Origin of the sequence: Nitrosospira multiformis, from assembly GCF_900103165.1 — a bacterium.
Lineage (GTDB): Bacteria > Pseudomonadota > Gammaproteobacteria > Burkholderiales > Nitrosomonadaceae > Nitrosospira > Nitrosospira multiformis_D.
Window position 1 is genome coordinate 340,742 of record NZ_FNKY01000001.1, and the last position, 19,412, is coordinate 360,153.

16 protein-coding genes, 3 tRNA genes and 1 other RNA gene are annotated in these 19,412 nt (G+C 51.3%); 10 read left to right on the forward strand and 10 right to left on the reverse strand.

Annotated elements, in window-relative coordinates:
• Positions 1 to 672 precede the first annotated feature (672 nt).
• The 7 genes from BLR00_RS01510 to BLR00_RS01540 all read right to left on the reverse strand — a co-directional run bounded on the left by BLR00_RS01510 (position 673) and on the right by BLR00_RS01540 (position 5,041).
• A tRNA-His gene (locus BLR00_RS01510) sits at positions 673 to 747 on the reverse strand.
• Positions 748 to 805: 58 nt separating this feature from the next.
• A tRNA-Arg gene (locus BLR00_RS01515) sits at positions 806 to 882 on the reverse strand.
• 36 nt (positions 883 to 918) lie between these two features.
• A tRNA-Pro gene (locus BLR00_RS01520) sits at positions 919 to 995 on the reverse strand.
• A gap of 135 nt (positions 996 to 1,130) precedes the next feature.
• Positions 1,131 to 1,946, reverse strand: coding sequence for a GTP cyclohydrolase FolE2 (gene folE2 / locus BLR00_RS01525; protein ID WP_074630489.1), 816 nt, complete (start codon positions 1,944 to 1,946; stop codon positions 1,131 to 1,133).
• A gap of 64 nt (positions 1,947 to 2,010) precedes the next feature.
• Positions 2,011 to 3,855 (reverse strand): 1-deoxy-D-xylulose-5-phosphate synthase, encoded by a 1,845-nt coding sequence (gene dxs, locus BLR00_RS01530; protein WP_074630490.1) that lies wholly within the window; start codon positions 3,853 to 3,855, stop codon positions 2,011 to 2,013.
• 48 nt (positions 3,856 to 3,903) lie between these two features.
• On the reverse strand, positions 3,904 to 4,797 hold the full coding sequence (locus BLR00_RS01535) for a polyprenyl synthetase family protein (protein ID WP_074630491.1): 894 nt from the start codon (positions 4,795 to 4,797) through the stop codon (positions 3,904 to 3,906).
• On the reverse strand, positions 4,787 to 5,041 hold the full coding sequence (locus tag BLR00_RS01540; RefSeq protein WP_074630492.1) for an exodeoxyribonuclease VII small subunit: 255 nt from the start codon (positions 5,039 to 5,041) through the stop codon (positions 4,787 to 4,789). Before BLR00_RS01540 ends, BLR00_RS01535 begins: the two co-directional genes overlap by 11 nt.
• Before the next feature lie 245 nt (positions 5,042 to 5,286).
• On the opposite strand from BLR00_RS01540, the gene BLR00_RS01545 reads away from it, so the two are divergent.
• The 7 genes from BLR00_RS01545 to BLR00_RS01575 all read left to right on the forward strand — a co-directional run bounded on the left by BLR00_RS01545 (position 5,287) and on the right by BLR00_RS01575 (position 13,535).
• The gene (locus tag BLR00_RS01545) at positions 5,287 to 6,390 is read left to right on the forward strand and encodes an aromatic ring-hydroxylating oxygenase subunit alpha (RefSeq protein WP_074630493.1); all 1,104 of its coding nucleotides are present in this window, start codon (positions 5,287 to 5,289) and stop codon (positions 6,388 to 6,390) included.
• Positions 6,391 to 6,431: 41 nt separating this feature from the next.
• Complete coding sequence (locus BLR00_RS01550; RefSeq protein WP_074630494.1) at positions 6,432 to 6,776, forward strand: SpoIIAA family protein; 345 nt, start codon at positions 6,432 to 6,434, stop codon at positions 6,774 to 6,776.
• A 649-nt stretch (positions 6,777 to 7,425) separates the two neighbouring features.
• Positions 7,426 to 9,255, forward strand: a complete 1,830-nt coding sequence (locus tag BLR00_RS01555) for a fatty acyl-AMP ligase (RefSeq protein WP_074634071.1) — start codon at positions 7,426 to 7,428, stop codon at positions 9,253 to 9,255.
• A 7-nt stretch (positions 9,256 to 9,262) separates the two neighbouring features.
• Positions 9,263 to 10,177 carry an NAD-dependent epimerase/dehydratase family protein gene (locus tag BLR00_RS01560; protein ID WP_074630495.1) on the forward strand — a complete coding sequence of 305 codons (915 nt, stop codon included), beginning with the start codon at positions 9,263 to 9,265 and terminating at the stop codon, positions 10,175 to 10,177.
• Positions 10,178 to 10,212: 35 nt separating this feature from the next.
• Positions 10,213 to 10,467: an acyl carrier protein gene (locus BLR00_RS01565; protein WP_074630496.1), complete on the forward strand. Its 255-nt coding sequence runs from the start codon at positions 10,213 to 10,215 to the stop codon at positions 10,465 to 10,467.
• On the forward strand, positions 10,467 to 11,654 hold the full coding sequence (spt, locus tag BLR00_RS01570) for a serine palmitoyltransferase (RefSeq protein WP_074630497.1): 1,188 nt from the start codon (positions 10,467 to 10,469) through the stop codon (positions 11,652 to 11,654). The genes BLR00_RS01565 and spt overlap by 1 nt, the downstream gene beginning before the upstream one ends.
• A gap of 132 nt (positions 11,655 to 11,786) precedes the next feature.
• Entirely contained in the window at positions 11,787 to 13,535 is a 1,749-nt protein-coding gene (locus BLR00_RS01575) for an ABC transporter ATP-binding protein (protein WP_074630498.1), read from the forward strand.
• Positions 13,536 to 13,877: 342 nt separating this feature from the next.
• Here BLR00_RS01575 and BLR00_RS01580 read toward each other — a convergent pair whose 3' ends face one another.
• Positions 13,878 to 14,474: a hypothetical protein gene (locus tag BLR00_RS01580; protein WP_074630499.1), complete on the reverse strand. Its 597-nt coding sequence runs from the start codon at positions 14,472 to 14,474 to the stop codon at positions 13,878 to 13,880.
• Between the two features lie 811 nt (positions 14,475 to 15,285).
• Here BLR00_RS01580 and nirK point away from each other — a divergent pair.
• Positions 15,286 to 16,386, forward strand: coding sequence for a copper-containing nitrite reductase (nirK, locus tag BLR00_RS01585; protein ID WP_074630500.1), 1,101 nt, complete (start codon positions 15,286 to 15,288; stop codon positions 16,384 to 16,386).
• A 92-nt stretch (positions 16,387 to 16,478) separates the two neighbouring features.
• On the opposite strand, the gene rnpB is transcribed toward nirK, so the two are convergent.
• Positions 16,479 to 16,780: RNase P RNA component class A (gene rnpB / locus BLR00_RS01590), an RNA gene on the reverse strand.
• 291 nt (positions 16,781 to 17,071) lie between these two features.
• Here rnpB and BLR00_RS01595 point away from each other — a divergent pair.
• Positions 17,072 to 17,545: an LEA/WHy family protein gene (locus BLR00_RS01595; RefSeq protein ID WP_074630501.1), complete on the forward strand. Its 474-nt coding sequence runs from the start codon at positions 17,072 to 17,074 to the stop codon at positions 17,543 to 17,545.
• A 407-nt stretch (positions 17,546 to 17,952) separates the two neighbouring features.
• On the opposite strand, the gene pyrE is transcribed toward BLR00_RS01595, so the two are convergent.
• Complete coding sequence (gene pyrE, locus BLR00_RS01600; RefSeq protein WP_074630502.1) at positions 17,953 to 18,591, reverse strand: orotate phosphoribosyltransferase; 639 nt, start codon at positions 18,589 to 18,591, stop codon at positions 17,953 to 17,955.
• A 28-nt stretch (positions 18,592 to 18,619) separates the two neighbouring features.
• Here pyrE and BLR00_RS01605 point away from each other — a divergent pair, with 28 nt between their 5' ends.
• Entirely contained in the window at positions 18,620 to 19,393 is a 774-nt protein-coding gene (locus tag BLR00_RS01605; RefSeq protein WP_074630503.1) for an exodeoxyribonuclease III, read from the forward strand.
• The last annotated feature ends 19 nt before the right edge of the window (positions 19,394 to 19,412 follow it).

The following is a 19,412-nucleotide window of genomic DNA, read 5'->3' on the forward strand; positions in this document are numbered from 1 at the left end:
TTCATATTTCCTCGCTGGATATGTCGGTGCGATAACCCACATAACACCAAAATGAAGAAGGAGCGCCTGTCTTAATAAGACAAGCATAATTCATGCCAGGACTTTAAAATGTTTATAATCACTTAATTATCGGATAATACAAGGGTACAGTTGTCGCCAAACCAAGTGGATTTTTTGCTGTTATGCGACAACTAGCTGTTTATGCTCATATTTTATTGTCGCTAAAGAGCGACAATAAAATATATTAGGAAAATGCTACTGATCAGTTGAATTCGTAGAACGACGGGATGATAAGGGTCACGTTGTGACAGGTCGCCGCTTCATCGGTATGGAATGGAAGCGGATTAACAAAGGTAAGGGTTGATTCCTGGAAGTAAACTGCCTGCTGATACCGTATTGCTGACGAATTCTAAGTGAGGCTACTGAATAGGTGCCAGACAGGTATTGGGCGTAAAAGCATCACCGAGAAGCCGATCAAGTGCGCTTCTTTAAACCTAATCCGATTACTGTGATGGGTAGAGAATTTTTGTATACTCGATTCTCATCTTTTGGGTGAATCCGCCCAACTACCGGATTTAGGATGAGATACTGATTCAGGAAATATCCGATAACCCATATCAGTCCATTGCAAGATAGAATCTGATGGTTACCATAGTATCCATCTTTGGGTTATGGGGTGGCTGATGGGGATCGAACCCACGACAACCGGAATCACAATCCGGGACTCTACCACTGAGCTACAGCCACCATCCGAAAATAATACACAAGCCTGGAATTCAGCCACCATCTGCTAGAAGATAGCCTATGGCGTGCCCGACAGGAATCGAACCTGTAACCCCCAGCTTAGAAGGCTGGTGCTCTATCCGGTTGAGCTACGGGCACCACTCAAATCGGACTTCGCCCCACATTAGCATGAATTGGTCGGGGTGGAGAGATTTGAACTCCCGACATCCTGGTCCCAAACCAGGCGCGCTACCAGGCTACGCTACACCCCGGAAAGGGCGTTACTATACCTTTCCATCCATAAAAGGTCAATTTATGGCCTTCTTCCGCAAGAATTATCATGAACCTGGAATGCAGCCGGAACACGCAGCCTCATGATGATATGTCAAAATGAACCTTGTGGCACGCTAAGCGCTGCACTCTCGGCCCTTCATCTTATTCCGCTCGATCAGGGCATAAGCCGAATGATTGTGAATGGACTCAAAGTTTTCGGATTCCACCACGTAAGCGTCTATGCGCGCGTCTTGATCCAGGACCGCAGCTACATCGCGTACTGTATCCTCGACAAATTTCGGGTTGTCGTAGGCCTTTTCGGTAACGTATTTCTCATCCGTACGTTTCAGCACTCCATATAGTTCGCATGACGCCTGGCCTTCTGCGATTCTTATCAGATCCTCGATCCAGACAAAGCTGTTGACACAAATGGAGATCGACATATGGGAGCGCTGATTGTGCGCGCCGTAAGCGGAAATCTCCTTGGAGCACGGGCACAGGCTGGTCACCGGCACGATGACCTTCATGGTGAACTTGTAGCCTCCTTCTCTGATTTCTCCGATAAAAACCACCTCATAATCCAGCAGGCTTGTTATCCGGGAAACCGGCGCCGTTTTGTTGATGAAATAAGGAAAGGTCATTTCGATACCGCCGGATTCGGCTTCGAGCTTTTCTACCATGGCTCGCAGAATACTCTCAAACGATTCAACGGAAATTTCCCGCTCGTGGCTATTGAGTATCTCCACAAAGCGCGACATATGCGCGCCTTTTATATTATGAGACAACTTTACATACATATTGAATACTGCGACGGTATGCTGTTTGCTGCCATCCTTGTCTGTAATCGTCACCGGGTGACGAACAGCCTTGATACCCACTCTATTGATTGCGATACGTCGGGTATCCAGGACGCTTTGGACATCCGCAATGGGAAAATTCATGTCATTCATGATACCTGTTTTCCAAAAAGGGGCGCCTGCAGACCAGGTAGAATGGCTGAAACAGCGAAGTTAACTACTCGGGAAGTCTTGATCTGACCGATCTGATGATTCCTGCCTTATCCAGTCCGCAGTCAGTCAGCATTTGCGAAGGATCGCCTTGATCTATAAAAATATCCGGCAATCCCAATTGCAGCACTGGAGTGGCAAAGCCCCTGCTTTCAAGCGACTCCAGTACCGCGCTGCCCGCTCCGCCCATCACCGTATTCTCTTCCACCGTCACCAATAATTCGTGATTCTCCGTCAAAGAGGCAATCAGGTCTTCGTCCAATGGTTTGACAAAACGCATATTAACAACGGTCGCATTTAATTCTTCCGCCGCTTCCAGACAGGGTCTAAGCATGCTGCCAAAAGCCAGAAATGCGATTTTTTCTCCGTTACGGCGAATCTCGCCACGTCCCACGGGGAGTGCTTCCATGTGCTTTTGCGGCGCTATGCCGGTTCCCACGCCCCGTGGATATCGTACCGCTGTCGGCGTATTCATTTGAAAGGCGGTATAGAGCATCTGACGGCATTCATTCTCGTCGGCAGGGGTCATCACGGTAATATTCGGGATGCATCGCAAATAGGTTAAATCAAAACTGCCGGCATGAGTAGGACCATCCGCGCCTACCAATCCGGCGCGGTCTATGGCAAATACCACCGGCAGGTTCTGGATCGCGACGTCGTGAATCAACTGATCGTAGGCCCGTTGCAGAAATGTTGAATAAATGGCCACTACCGGCTTCAGGCCATCGCAGGCCAAGCCTGCCGCGAAAGTGACTGCGTGCTGCTCGGCAATACCGACATCAAAATAACGATCGGGATACTCCTCGGAAAATCTCACCAACCCCGAGCCCTCGCGCATCGCTGGTGTAATTCCGATCAAGCGCTCATCCAACGCCGCCATGTCGCACAGCCAATCCCCAAAAATCTGGTAATAGGCAGGCTTACCCGCGGCTTTAGGAACAATGCCCGCCTCCGGATTAAACTTGGCTACACCATGGTAGAGAATCGGATCTTCTTCCGCCGCCTTATAGCCAGCGCCTTTGCGCGTTACTATGTGCAGGAATTGGGGGCCGTTAAGATGCTTTATGTTGTTGAGCGTGGTTACCAATATGTCAAGATCATGACCATCGATGGGACCGATATAATTGAAACCGAATTCTTCAAACAAAGTGCTGGGCGTTACCATGCCTTTCACGTGCTCTTCCGCACGTTTGGCCAGTTCCAGCATCGGTGGCACCACACCCAGCATTTTCTCGCCAGCACGCCGTGCGGTTGCATAAAATTGCCCCGACATGAGTCTGGCCAGATAGTTGTTAAGCGCCCCTACCGGACGCGATATCGACATGTCATTGTCGTTGAGGATCACCAGCAAATTAGTGTTCATGGCGCCAGCATTATTCAACGCCTCGAAAGCCATGCCAGCGCTCATGGCACCATCGCCGATAATAGCCACCGCGCGCCGGTCCTTTCCTTCCCGTTGCGCCGCTACCGCCATACCGAGCGCGGCACTGATGGACGTACTGGAATGTGCCGTACCGAATGCATCGTATTCACTTTCATCACGGCGCGGGAATCCCGCGACGCCGCCTTGCATTCGCAATTTGCTCATGCCTTCACGACGGCCGGTAAGTATCTTGTGAGCGTAGGTCTGGTGGCCAACGTCCCATACCAAACGGTCATGGGGCGTGTTGAAAACATAATGCAATGCGATGGTCAACTCGACCGTGCCAAGGTTCGACGATAGGTGTCCGCCTGTTTTAGCTACTGATTCAACAAGGAACCGGCGCAATTCATCCGCAAGCTGCGGTAGCAACTTGCGTTCCAGCCTTCGCAACTTAGAAGGAACACTGATGGTATCAAGCAATGGATACATTTAAACCCTAAAAAATTGTTGTCTTCTTTACTGTGGCAAACATCAACTTCAAAATTCTCGGTGGATGATGAAATCGGTGAGTTGCCGTAATCGTTCCGCCGTTGCACCAAAAACCTCCAGCGACTGGTATGCGTCGCGCCGCAATTCCTCGGCCAGCTCACGCGCCCGGCTGCTTCCCAGGATACTTACATAGGTAGGTTTGTTGTTTTCGGCATCCTTGCCCGCAGTTTTGCCCAAGGTCGCAGTGGTAGCCTCGGCATCCAGCAAATCGTCGACCACCTGGAAGGCAAGACCAATGCATTTGGCGAAGTGATCAAGACTTGTCAGTTGACTCTCGTTCAAGCTGTTGCCGCAATAGGCACCGAGCATTACCGCGGCCCGAATAAGCGCCCCGGTTTTATGAATATGCATAAATTCCAGTTCCGGCAGACTCAATGTCTTGCCAACACTGGCGAGATCAACCGCCTGTCCACCCGCCATACCCCGCGAGCCCGCTGCCTGTGCCAGCCGCTTGATCATTTCCAGCTGCATTTGAGGGCTATCCGCCAAGCGATACTCAGCCAGCAATTGAAAGGCAAGACTTTGCAAACTGTCTCCTGCCAGCAACGCCGTAGCTTGATCGTATTCTACATGACATGTAGGCTTACCCCGCCTCAGTACATCGTCATCCATGCAAGGCATATCGTCATGTACCAGTGAATAAGCATGTATCAGCTCCACCGCCACCGCCGCGATCGTTACACGCTCTTCATCCGCGTTGTTCAATTCTCCAGCGGCGAATGAAAGCAGCGGGCGCACTCGCTTTCCCCCACCCAGAACGGTATAACGCATGGCGTCATGCAGGCGCTCGGGAGGAATATCTGCGGCGGGAAGTAAGGTCTGCAGGGAAGTTTCTATGCGTACCTGGCGGCTCCTCGCCCAATCCTGGAAATCAGTGATCATCGATACCAGGCGAGGAGAAATTTTTCAGCGTATCAGCCTCAAGGAGACGCACCTGTTGTTGCGCATCCTGTAACTTGGACTGACAATATTGCAGCAACTCCGCACCACGCTTGTGGGCTGAGAGCGATGCTTCGAGCGGCATTTTCCCCGCCTCCATTTCGACCACAATATTTTCCAATTCCGTCAATGCCATTTCAAAACTTTCTGGCCGCGAAAATTTGACGGGTTTAGCAGGCTTTGTCATGATAAGCACAGTGTCACAGAATAGATACATCGCTGGGAATTTGTAAAAATAACGCAATAAGCAGGGTCAGGTCAATTAAATACATGAAACTTTCTTCAACAGCATCTTTTAGTCGAGATTATAGGCGTTTTAGAAAAGATATCACGCTCTTCCGGCTTGACTAATTGCGTTTTTCCGGCAAATGCCGGGTTTTTCGCATGGCAATCATCTTTTTTTGAACCCCTTGAGGAGGAAAAGTACCCGATATGTCCAATCTTGTTGACGTTTCCCAACTGACGCAAACAACCACGCCGCTGCCTACCGACTGGTATGTCGATCCCGGTATCCTTGATTTGGAAAAACGCCTTCTATTCGATCAAGGGGCAGGCTACGTCGGCCACGAAATTATGTTGCCGAACGTCGGGGACTACCATGTGCTGGAGTGGATGAATAGCGCCAAGGTGCTGGTACGCAACAAGGATGGCATTGAGCTATTGTCAAATGTCTGCCGTCATCGGCAATCTCTTTTGCTCAAGGGCCGCGGCAATACCAGAAATATTGTTTGTCCCGTGCATCGCTGGACTTATGATATGAAGGGTACGCTGCTGGGCGCCCCTCAATTTTCCGAAAATCCTTGCCTTAATCTGAGCAACACGCCATTACAGAGCTGGAATGGCCTGCTGTTTACGGGAAAACGAGATGTAACACGCGACATGGCTCATCTGGGCGTCCTGAAGAATTTCAATTTTTCCGGCCATGTGCTGGAGCGGGTACAGATAGAAGAATATGCCTGCAATTGGAAGACTTTTATCGAGGTGTATCTGGAAGACTATCATGTCGAATCATACCATCCCGGCTTGAGCAATTTCGTGAATACCACCGAGTTGAAATGGGAATTCGGCGAGTGGTATAACGTGCAGACGGTAGGGATAAATCGTGGACTCGCCCACGCCGGCACGCCGGTTTACGCCAAATGGCAGGAACAATTGTTGCTCCAGACCGGGGGAGAGACGCCGGCCTACGGCGCCATCTGGATGCTCTACTATCCTAATATCATGCTGGAATGGTATCCTCATGTATTGGTAATCAGCACATTGTTGCCGACGGGAGCAGAGCGTTGCACAAACGTGATCGAATTCTATTATCCTGAAGACATTGCCTTGTTCGAACGCGAGTTTATTGAGGCTGAGCAAGCCGCCTATCACGAAACCGCCGTCGAGGATGACGAAATCTGCAAGCTGTTAACCGCCGGGCGTCGCGCGCTATATGAGCAGGGCATTAATGAAATCGGGCCATATCAATCGCCAATGGAAGATGGCATGGCACACTTTCATGAATTTCTGCGACGGGAAATCGGATCACACATTTGATCCCGGCGCATTGAACTTACCTATAATGAGTGACTTAGCCCATGATTACGATTGAAGAAAGTGATAATCTTATAAACGTTGCCGTTTTCGGTGAATTCACCCTGGCAGATTATAAGGAATTCGAAGAGCAGGTGATCTACAAATCCCGATCCGAAAACCGGGTGAACCTTCTGCTAGACTGGCGCGACATGCTCAGCTACACCGTGGATGTCGCATGGGAAGATATCAAGTTCATCCGGGAGCACGGCAGCGAATTCAACCGGATTGCAATTATCACCAATAATCAATGGCAGGCATGGGGCGCCTGGGTATCCAATCTTTTCATTGATGCCAGCATCAGAGTATTTAGCGATTACGCCGACGCGAGGGCATGGGTAGTCGCTTAGTATTGCTTGCCTTCATGCTTACTTAACGAACGAAAGGTATAGCCAAGAACGAAAGGCGGACAGACTCCCCATATCTTTTCAATCCGAATTCCGGCTCATCAAAAAGCGGGCAATCGCCACGACCTGCACAGCCCTTTCGCAGGCATCCAAAAATGATTACACTGCAAGCCCTTTATCTGCACAATTTTGTTAATAGCTGACTGATCAAAATACACAGAAGATTTTGTTGCAAAAAAACGACACATTTCCCTCTCATTCTCCAAAATCTCTTTATATTGATCCCCAACTCGTCCAAAATGGAACCTGTTATTCTTGTAAGCGGCAGGTGGGGGCTCATAAATATTTCGATGGTATTTCATATGCCGGGAAAATTGATGCTTTACCTGATTTTGGAGAACTATATGAATAGTGATTCAATATCGCCTTGACAGAGAAATTCGCCATAAGCTCGGAAGTTAATTTAATTAACACCTATGATTGCATTAGTCATTACTTGTTATCACAGTGATTATTCTCGGTATTGAAGATTGAAATTCAAATCAAGCGGTGAATAGATTAACAACCAGAACCAGTGCGTATCCAACCAGACAACCAGAATCCTTTACATTATAAAAAAATGACCAGTCCCATTAATTTGGAGGGGAAGACCTTGAGTTCAACAATAGCGAAGTTGAACGCTCCGCTAACGCAAGCGTTTAATCCTCAATCGTCAAGCGAGTCGCCGATAGCAAACACTCCAACACCGACTTCCAGCAGCCAATCTCAGAGATTAGCTGACTTTGAGACATTGACGGCTGCCTTGGAATACGCGGCGGACGGAAATGCTGGATATAACTTCTACGATGCCAAGGGCAATTTACGTTCGGTCCTTTCCTATCAGGCGTTAAGGCAAAATGCCCATGTCTTGGCCCGGCGTTTAGCGGGTCTTGGCCTGGTTCATGGTGATCGCGTAGCACTTATTGCCGATACCACTCCCGAATTTGTCGAATTATTTTATGCGTGCCGCTACGCGGGATTGATTCCTTTTGCAATGCCGGTTCCGGTGAATCTTGGTAGCCACGCAGTGTATGTTCAGCAGCTCCGGGGGATGCTTGATAGTGGTCAAGCAAGTGCGGCACTGGCCAATGTAGACTATATAGGCTTTCTCAAAGAAGCTGCCGAAGGATCTCAAGGGTTGAGATGGGTTGGCACACCCGAGCAGTTGGGAGAACTCCCGGCTCTGGAGACATCGCTGAAAGCAAATCATCCTGACGAAGTCGCTTATCTTCAATTTACCTCGGGCAGTACGCGTACCCCTCGCGGAGTAATCATTACCGAACGGGCATTAATGAGCAATCTGCAAGGGATTGTTCGTAATGGCCTGGAGATACGGCCCGGTGATCGCTGTGCGTCATGGTTGCCCTTTTATCATGATATGGGGCTGGTAGGGATGGTAATGGCGCCGATGGTGGCGCAAGTTTCGGTCGACTATCTGGCTACCCGTGATTTTGCAATCCGGCCTCTGCAATGGTTGCGTCTGATTAGTCGAAATCGTGCTACCGTCGCGTTTAGCCAGCCATTTGGCCTCAAGCTCTGCACCCTGCGAGTTCGTGATTCCGATTTGGAGGATCTCGATCTTAGCAGCTGGCGTGCGGCGGGTGTCGGTGCTGAAATGATACGGCCGGACACCTTAAGAAATTTTGCTGAAAAATTTGCCCCGGCGGGTTTTGACGCACGCGCCTTTCTGCCCTGCTATGGACTGGCCGAATCGACGCTTGCTGTTACCTTCTCCCAGGTTGGCCGTGGCTTCCAAAGCTTGCGGGTTGATGCCGGCACGCTGGTGGATAAAAAGATGGCGGTGCGCTTGCAAGCGGAAGGCAGAAAATATAGCGAATTTGTAAATTGCGGCCGCGCCTTGCCCGGGCATACCGTCAAGGTTGTCGACGATGCCGGGTTGACTCTGTCTGATATGAGAGTAGGCAGCGTATTGGTATATGGTAGTAGTATTATGACGGGCTACTTCAATAATCCGGAAGACACCCAAAAAACTCTCCGTCCTGGTAACTGGTTGGATACCGGCGACCTTGGCTTCCTTTTTGAGGGAGACCTGTATGTTACCGGGCGCCGTACGGATGTCATTATTGTCAATGGACGTAATATCCGTGCCCAGGATATCGAAGAGCTTGCCGAACAGCAGCCGGAGGTGAGGGCCCGTGAAGCATCCGCCTTTGGTATAACGGATGCCAATGATGTTACGACGATCGTATTGGTTATAGAGTGCCGCTTGACCTCCATAACGGATCGGCAGTCTCTTACCAGCCGGTTGCAACGGCTGGTGTATATGGCATTTGGTGTTAATTGTCTGGTTGAACTGGTTTCGCCACACACCTTGCCCCGTACCTCATCCGGCAAACTGTCGCGTTTTGCGGCACGCCAAGGTTTCATACAGCGGACAAATCTGACAGACCAGTTATCTGCCGCCGAGTCCGGGGACAAATAACCGGCATATGTCGGGCTCATGGGTGGCGGTGACCGGGGCCACCGGCTTTATTGGTAGCGTACTTTTACAATCCCTGATTAAAGAGGGATGGAAAATTAAGGCATTGGCCCGCCGTCCTCGTGCCAATGATGAGTTTACGCAATGGATTGAAGGTGACTTAGACAACCTGGATGCATTGCAGAGTCTCGTTGAAAATGTATCTGCTGTCGTACATTGCGCAGGCCGGGTTCGAGGCAGCTCCCTTGATGATTTCATCGCTACCAATGTCGCGGGCACGAGCAATCTTGTGCGAGCTTCAATACAGCAGGCGTCTCCGCCTCGCTTTCTGCTCATCTCTTCTCTGGCTGCCAGACAGCCGGAACTTTCGTGGTATGCAACCAGTAAGCGCATGGCTGAGCAGTTAGTGATTGACCACTCTCATGTTATGCCGTGCGCGGTTTTCCGTCCCACTGCGGTTTATGGCCCGGGTGACAAGGAAATGAGCCCACTCTTCAGGGTCACACAACGTGGCATATTACCTATGGTTGGGCAAGCTGCAATGCGCTTTGGTTTATTGCATGTCAATGATTTGGTAGCCGCCATTCTCTGCTGGCTCTCGACCGAGGCCCCCGTGAACGGTATCTATGAACTTGATGACGGGCTACCGGGGGGCTATGACAGTCAAACTGTGGCCGCCATTGCGCAAGATGTTTGGAAACGGCCGGTACGTTGCCTCTTTTTGCCGGCACCCCTTGTTTCGCTGGTTGCTAACATTAACTTGTGGTCGGCACGGCTGCTGCGTTACTCGCCGATGTTGACCCCCGGAAAAGTTAGAGAGCTACGACATCCGGACTGGGTCTGCGATATTACGCCTCTAACCCAGGCGCTTCCGAATTGGCGGCCTCGCATACGCTTGCGTGATGCCCTGCCTCAGGCAATATGATCCCTATAACAATCAAATCGATTCAGAATTGAGCCATGTCTAACGATTACAGTGATATCCTTCAGAAACTTTGTCATCATCTTAGGCAATTTACCGGTCCTGATGTGGAGATTACGCCGCAGACTGATCTCATTAATCAACTCGCCATTGATTCCGTCAAATTATTGAACTTGATTATGGAAATCGAGGATGAGTTTGATATTTCCGTGCCGATAAATGCTCTCGCAGATGTTCAGACGGTTCATGAGCTTGCAAATTTGATTCACCAGATAGAGTCGGCTAAAAAATAATGGGTTTGCTGGATAAACTGGATGCCGTTGCCGCAGCGAGAAAAGCCTTGCTACCCGAGGGTGTTGATGTTTTTGGCATACCCATCGGACAGATTTATTCTGCGACAGAGGCAAAGATTGGTGATCGTCGTATACTTTTCCTGGGTACGAACAACTATCTCGGACTGACCTTCGCGCCGGAATGTCTGCGAGCGGCGCATGAAGCACTTGAAAGTGAAGGCACCGGCACCACGGGATCGCGCATGGCCAGCGGTAGTTATGGCGGACATCGCGCCCTTGAGCGGGAGTTCGCGGATTTTTATAACTGCCTGTCGTGCATTGTTTTTACGACGGGTTATCAGGCAAATCTCGCTACAATCTCCGGCCTGGCGGGGGCTGGTGACGTTGTGCTCATTGATGGCGACTCTCATGCAAGCATCTATGATGGATGCCGCTTGAGTGGCGCCGAGATAATCAGGTTCCGTCACAATGATATAACGGATCTGGATAAGCGTCTCCGCCGCCTGGGAGAGCGCTCGCGCTCGACGCTGATCATTGTTGAGGGTATTTACAGCATGCTGGGCGATCGCGCACCGCTTGCGGACATTGTCAAATTAAAAGATGCTTACCAGAGCACCCTTCTGCTTGACGAGGCTCATTCTCTCGGGGTTCTGGGCCGGACGGGCCAAGGTTTGGTGGAAGAAACGGGGCTCATTGGCGGAGTCGATTTCATCACAGGCACCTTCAGCAAAAGTCTCGGTGGTATAGGGGGCTACTGCGTAAGCAACCATCCCCAACTCGATCAACTACGCTATGTCAGCCGGCCGTATATATTTACGGCATCACCCTCGCCAGCCACCATTGCATCGACGCGGGCGGCGCTCAAATTACTGCATGACGGTACTGGATTGCGTGAGCAACTTTGGAAGAATGCACGCCAGCTTTATTCAAGACTTCAGGAACTCGGCTATCAGCTTGGTCCGGAGCCCAGCCCCATCATTGCAACCATACTTGATACGCCACAGCAGGCGCTGGCTTTATGGAATGGCTTGCTTGAACACGGCATCTATGTCAACCTGATGCTGCCACCCGCGGCACCGGATGGTAAATCGCTGGTACGTTGCAGCGTAAGCGCAGCCCATACCAGTGACCAAATGGATTATGCCGGTCAGGCTTTTGCCGAGCTGCGTGGAACGATTTTCCAATAAACATTCCTGCTGCCCGGTTATTTCGTACGACAACGTGCAAAGAACTCAACCTTGTGTTCCAATCCCACAATGGTTCCTATCGCGCTGTATCAACAGTAAATCCAAAGAATAAAATAATTATCATGAAACGGCATGCGTACTCTCCTTACCTATAGCATGGTTTTTCCTCGGCGCAGCGCATACGTGCTACTGGCACTGTTGGCTGCGGGGATTGCCGAGGGGCTCAGCCTGACCGCTCTTCTCCCTTTAATTTCGATTGCGATAGGCGGGACAGGAGACTCGGATATTGGACGAGTCATCGTGGGTACCCTGCAGGGCATTGGAATTACACCCACAATAGGCGTCATGCTGTTGATTATCGTCGGTGGCATGCTTGTCAAAAGCTTGATATTACTGTTAGCCAACAGGCAGGTTGGCTATACCGTGGCGCATGTCGCAACCACGCTGCGCCTGGATTTCATCAAGGCGCTGCTTGCCAGCCGCTGGCAGTATTATTTGCGCCAGCCCATAGGTTCGCTTGCCAATTCGGTCGCCACAGAAGCATATCGGGCAGCGAATGGTTTTGAGCATAGTGCCAATGTTCTCGCTCTGTCGATGCAAGTGCTGGTTTATTCAGTTGTGGCCTTATTTATTTCATGGCAGGCAACCCTTACCTCCCTTCTCATCGGCATGATTCTGCTCCTGGCGCTGCACCGCCTGGTGCGCGCCACGCGCAGAGCCGGCTCTAAGCAGACGCATTTGATACGCCATCTATTGACTTATCTTTCCGATATACTCAACTCGGTAAAATCATTAAAAGCTATGGGGCGAGACAATGTAGCCGATGCCATTCTTCGTGACCAGACCCAGCAACTGGAGAAAGCTACGCGCCGGGAAGTCATGAGCAGGGAAGCTTTATTAGCCTTGCAGGAGCCCATACTTGCCGCCTTGACGGCGAGTGGTTTATATCTGGCACTTGTAATTTGGGAACTTTCATTACCTGAGGTAATGGTGATGGCCTTCCTGCTGACCCGCATCCTTGGCTTGCTCAATAAAACACAAAGGCGTTTTCAGCAACTGACCGCGCAGGAAAGCGCTTATTGGGCAATGCGAGCAGCGACCGAAGAAGCGCAGGCCGCGGCTGAAAGAACTACCGGGACCCTCCAGCCCACGCTGCAACAGGGGATCAGCCTTAAGCATGTAAGCTTCGATTATGGGACGAAGTCGATATTTCGTGATCTCAACATCGAGATATCCGTGAAATCGTTTACTACTATTACGGGAACGTCGGGAGTTGGCAAAAGTACGTTGCTCGATCTTCTCTGCGGGCTGGCAGAACCCAAGTCTGGGGAAATCCTGATTGACGGCGTATCGCTGCATGACATTAACTTGCGTCTATGGCGGTACATGATAGGTTACGTATCTCAGGAAACCATTCTTCTCCATGACACTATTCTGACCAATATTCTTGTCGGTGCGCCCGATCTCGCTTATGCCGATGCGGAACGGGCACTGCACCAGGCAGGTGCCTGGGATTTCGTCAGTGCTCTTCCAGAAGGCTTGCATACTGTGGTGGGTGAACGTGGGGGACTTCTGTCAGGTGGACAACGTCAGCGCATCGCAATTGCCAGAGCGCTCGCCCATCAACCACTTTTCCTGCTCCTGGATGAGCCAACCAGCGCTCTCGATCCAGATAGCGAACAGATAATTTGTGAAACACTGCAAAGGTTGGCGCAGAATTTTACTATTATTGCCGTATCTCATCAGCCCGCGGTGGTCAACGCTGCCGACACCGTTTATGCGCTCTCAAAAGGTAAAGCAGAGCGAATACAACGGTCGCCTGGCAGCGATAGTCATTCAGAATCGCTGGGGATCTTGAATGTTGCTGCTGATAACACTTAGTACACTCACTAGAGACGCGCCCCTGCCAGAGCCAGAGTGAGCCATCAATGGAATTCCGGCCACCATCACCATCATCTTTTACAACCGTTTCCTATCCTGAATCCGGCGATTGGGTGAGATAAAACTATGTGATTCTGGGGATGCGAGACAAGGCGCGATGAAAATAGAATGAGCGGTCGACTGCCGGATTCAGGATGGTTGGCTTAAGAAACCATACATTCATTCAGGACTGGTACGTCCAACCCCGATTGACAACGATAAGGAATGCTGCTGGCAAAGCTTGCTGGCCAGCAGGTCCAAACACACTACACGGTTTTGCGACCAGAGACGAGGTAGTTAGTGTCAGGATGCTTTCGCACTCGTCCGGCGGCGCAGCCAAAAGAAGGCCCCGACACCCCCAACGCCCAGCAATAACGCGATCTCCGTCATGCCAAAACCTCCGCCATGACTGCCGTGGCCTCCGCCGCCACCCACATGTACCGGAATGCGCACCGCCGTAGTCATCTTGCCAGCTTTCTCAGTCTCCAGCAGCACCGCATATTGGCCAAGTTCCTCCAAATTGACGGTAAATGCGATACTTCCAGATGGGTATTGCTTGGCTGGTACGGACAGAATCTCATGTCCCCCTTCTCCATGTCCTTCCATCACCAGACGTACTGCGATGGGGATCTCACGAGACTCGGCATCGGTCAAATCCACCGAGAAATACAATTCGCCGGTTTCCGGGACATGATCGCAATACGCATGAGTGGGTGGAAGATCGCCCTTCGGTTTCTCATAGGCACTGAAGGCCACGGGGAAAGCGCCCGATTTGATGGCACAGTCTCCTGAATGATGGCCTTCATGAGCGAGCATCAGTTGCGCATGAACCGGCACCGCTGCCAGTGCCACCAACATGGTGCATGCCAACCCTACAGCCCGCTCAAACATTCTATTCATAATATCTCCGGTTCAAATCCGCAAATTAATCGTACGTCCAGCATTTTTAGGTGAACAATATAATCGCGGATTGTATACCAAACTCGCTGCGAATAGGAAGCAGTGTATGGCCGGAAATCCGCAAACAGCCGAGCTTCGCGAAAGTTTGGCAACCCGGACACGGGCATGTCACCCACACTTTCCAGCTCATTCGCTTCAAGTATCCTGTCAGGATAAAGGCCCCGCTCAGATGGCCATGCCGATATGATTTTGCCGTCTCTCTCACTAACACTATTACACGCCAGACAGGCTGCCGGCGTTTCGTGGCGTCGGCGTCCCACCCGATCTTGTTTTACTGCTACCAGAAAACTATAAAAATTCTGATTCCTCCGGAACCCCATTAATGCGCGCTAATGAGCTCTATAAATTCGGCGCCCATATTCATTTTTTTGAAATCGTAGTGATATGTGAGGGAATATTACCCCATGGAAAACGCGCTTTGAGAGTCAATGCAGCATGGACAGGTATATGTTAAAGCTGTATAGTTGCCGAGCCTTCGCTCTTTAGGGCATCTCTAAGAATTCGAAACTTGCCGCAATGGGTTGTTGCTCCTCGGTTGTCAAATGAGAATATTTCCTGCCTGCCGGACAGGTGCGGCAAGATGTTGTGTGCGCCGCATACGGGCACTTGTGGCCAGCGGTGGAGAGTCTGCCGGGACATTGAGTTTTTAGAGATGCTCTTCAGAAAAGGATGGGATGTTAGCCATTGAATGCCGGGCGGAAAGAAATGGCGCATGCATATGCGCGGTAAATAAACATTTATGGAGGGAAACATGAACAAAGTTGTTCAAGGGGCAGTCGGGTTCGGATTGCTGTGTATGAGTGCGGGTGCCGCCATGGCGGCGACGGACATTTCCAAGTTGCCGGTGGTCACCCAGGAATTGGTGGCGCCGCCTTTTTTGCCCAAGCATGACCAGGTGGCCAAAGGGGGTCCCAAGGTCGTCAAGGTGCGCATGGAGACCATAGAGAAACTGGTGCAGGTTGCACCGGATGGCACCAAGATGTGGGCACTGACTTTCAACGGCACCGTTCCGGGTCCGCTGATCGTCGTGCATGAGGGCGACTATGTCGAGCTGACACTGGTCAACCCCAAGACCAGCACCATGGCGCACAATGTTGACTTTCATGCGTCCACCGGTGCGCTGGGTAGCGCCGGCCTGACGCTGGTGGCACCGGGCGAAGATGTGGTCGTGCGCTGGAAGGCGACCAAGGCAGGCGTATTTGTCTACCATTGCGCCCCGGGCGGAACCATGATCCCGTTCCACGTCATTTCGGGCATGAACGGCGCCATCATGGTATTGCCGCGCGATGGCCTGAAGGACAACAAAGGCAAATCGGTGCGCTATGACCGTGCCTACTACATAGGCGAACAGGATCTGTACCTGCCTAAGGACAAGGACGGAAAGTACAAAGTGTATTCCCAGCCTGCCGAAGGCATGGCTGAGATGCTCGAAGTTGGCAAAGGGCTGATTCCGACCCATGTCGTCTTCAATGGCGCGGTCGGTGCGCTGACGGGCGACAATGCGCTCAAGGCCAAAGTCGGAGAGAAGGTACTGTTCATTCACTCGCAAGCCAATCGTGATTCCCGCCCGCACTTGATCGGCGGCCATGGCGATCTGGTATGGCAGGGTGGCAAGTTCAGCGATCCTCCCATGACCAATCAGGAAACCTGGTTCGTCCCAGGGGGCGGTACCGGAGTGGCCTTGTATGAATTCAAGCAACCCGGCCTCTATGTCTACCTCAGCCATAACCTGCTGGAAGCCGTATTGCTGGGTGCCGCAGCACACATGAATGTCGAGGGCAAATGGGACGACGATCTCATGATCCAGCTCAAGAAACCGAATGAGAATTCAACCCCGGCGATGGATCACTAACAAGAATCCATTAACAGCCTTTCCGGCGCGGCTTCAACGTTACGTTGAAGCCGCGTTTTTTTGTACGGGATACTGATCTGGAATATGAAATAAAATGAAGCTGGCCGATAAGCCGGGTTCTGTCATGGACAATCATTCCTCTAGACGCACGGTTGCCCGTACGTTCAAGCAACCTACCCGCAGGCTCAGCGAGCAGCATCATCGCCTGCCTATTTGGTCTTGCTCCGGATGGAGGTTACCGCGTTTCACCGTAACTTAATACGCTCGTCTCTGTGGCCCTGTTCCTCACCTCACGGCGGCCGGCCATTAACCGGCATCCTGCTCTATGGAGCCCGGACTTTCCTCCCCCTGTCTTTCATGACTGAAAGCAGGCAGCGATTGTCTAGCCAGCTTCGGTTAGGATAGTATCACCAAACCGGAAGTATGAGACAAGCTTCCCTCAAGCTTTCCTTGCGAACTTATTTTTGTGTACTGTCTTTGTGAAAGCATCGTGTTTCGAGAGCGAAAGCCCTTCGATTCCAAAATATTCGAGTTATGATTCCAGATCCCAAAAACCGGTAACCCATAATTCCAAATCCGGCAGTTGTTACTCATTTATTAGGCTGATGCTATGATTGTTAAGGATGCTTTGTGCTATTTAGCCCTCATTTTCTGGGTGAGCCCGCCCAACCACTGGATTTAGGATATGAATCGTTGCGTACTACTCATTTCCACGCTGCTCCTCATTTTATCCGGATGCGCGGCACTCCGTCTGCATGAACCGCTTCGCGTCTCCGTAGCCGGAATCGAACCATTGGAGGGAAGGGGTATGGAAGCACGTTTCGCGGTACATCTCAGGATTCAGAATCATGATGGCACGCCCCTTGACTATGATGGCATCGGACTCGATCTCGATTTGCGTGGGATGAGCTTCGCGAGTGGAGTAAGCGATCAGCAGGGCACGATACCCCGCTTTGGGGAAACGGTAATCACGGTGCCGGTAACAGTTCCTGGGACGGCTATGATTCGTCATGCCTTCGGGTTCGCCACCGGCGATCGTACCAAGGCCGATTACCGGCTGCGTGGGCACCTTGGCGGACAGGGATTTTCCATCGGGCGGTACTTCGACTCAAAAGGAGAAATTACGCTGCCAGCCATGCCGCCGGAGCAGGTACACTAACGTTAATCATCCTGGCAACGCACGGAACAGCGCCTTTCCCGGGAGGGTGTGACCCCGCCGCGGATGCCGGTGCCATGAAATGTGATCGGGCATTCCCTTTGCCTGATCCCCGCTTCGCCGAGACCCCGCGTGCGAGGGGCCCCTCGTGAGGCTCTGGGACATCCCATTCCAAAGCATTGCAATGCAACCATGCGCTACGAAAGCCGTGAAACCCAGCCCATAACGGACCTCGTCAGGAAGACAAGAATCAGATTTCGAAACAATCTCTGTGGGTGATGGCTCGTTAGATTAACGAATGAGTGAGTCAAACTGCCGGACTCAAGATCATTCGCCGGAATCAAAAAAGTTTGCCCGGACGCTGCGTGAAACGACCCTGATACCGAAACCTGCCTATAGCCTCTCCTGGATCAGGAAGCCCCGTATTGTGCACGGTAGCTTTCTATCGCACGAAGATTGTGCCCCAGATTCCTGTTCCGCAGATAATTTGCAATGTCGTCCAGATTAACGATGCTGGCGACCTGAATTCCATATGCATGATGAACCTCCTGCGTAGCAGAAAATTCTCCATTACCGCGCTCCATCCGGTCAAGCGCGATGATAACCCCACAAGGCATGGCGCCGGAAGCACAGATATGGCTGACAGACTCACGCACTGAAACACCAGCGGAAATGACGTCATCCACAATCAGCACACGCCCGGCAAGGGGGGCGCCAACGAGGTTTCCCCCTTCGCCATGGTCTTTCACTTCCTTACGATTGAAACAGAAAGGGTAGTTATGCCCGCTCTCCGCCAGCGCAATGACGATAGCGCTAACCAGCGGAATGCCCTTGTAGGCGGGACCAAATAGCATGTCAAACGGAAGCTGGGCACCGAGAATGGCTTTGGCGTAAAATTGCCCCAGTTTCCTGAGAGAGTCGCCGTCGTTGAACAACCCGGCATTAAAAAAATATGGCGACATTCTCCCTGCCTTGGTTTTAAATTCGCCGAAGCACAATACATTGCGGCTAACGGCAAACTCAATGAATTCCTGACGAAAATCGGGCATCGCTATATGACAAACTGGAAAAATAGACGTGAGAATTATAACGCTTAACCTGAATGGCGTGCGCTCCGCCGCAAACAAGGGGTTCTTTCGGTGGCTGCCAACACAGCAGGCGGATATCGTATGCGTGCAGGAACTGAAAGCTCATGTTGTCGACATAACCGGAGAAATGGCCTCTCCTGATGGCTACCACGGTTATTTCCACTGCGCTGAAAAGAAAGGATACAGCGGGGTGGGTATTTACAGCCGGCACAAGCCCGACAATATTATTGAGGGCCTTGGCATTGCGGAAATTGATGCGGAGGGACGCTTTCTTCGCGCTGACTTTGGCCCATTGACTGTGATATCGATCTATTTTCCTTCCGGCTCCAGTGGCGAACACCGGCAAGCTGCCAAATTCTTTTTCCTTGAGCGATTTCTCCCCATGCTCAAAGAACTCGCGGGCTGCGGCAGGGAGATCATATTATGCGGCGACTGGAATATTGCCCACAAGGAAATCGATCTGAGGAACTGGCGCTCCAATCAGAAAAACTCCGGCTTCCTGCCCGAAGAGCGCACCTGGCTGAGCGGGGTTTTCGATGAGCTCGAATTCGTCGATGTATTCCGGCGAATTAACGCTGAGCCTGAGCAATACACGTGGTGGTCCAATCGCGGGCAGGCGTGGGCCAAAAATGTGGGCTGGCGCATTGACTATCAGATCGCCACGCCAGAGATCGCGGCCAAAGCGACTGAAGTTTCGATTTACAAAGCGGAGCGTTTCTCTGATCATTCCCCGCTTACCATCGACTATGACTACAACATATGATTCCACATCCAATGGCTGA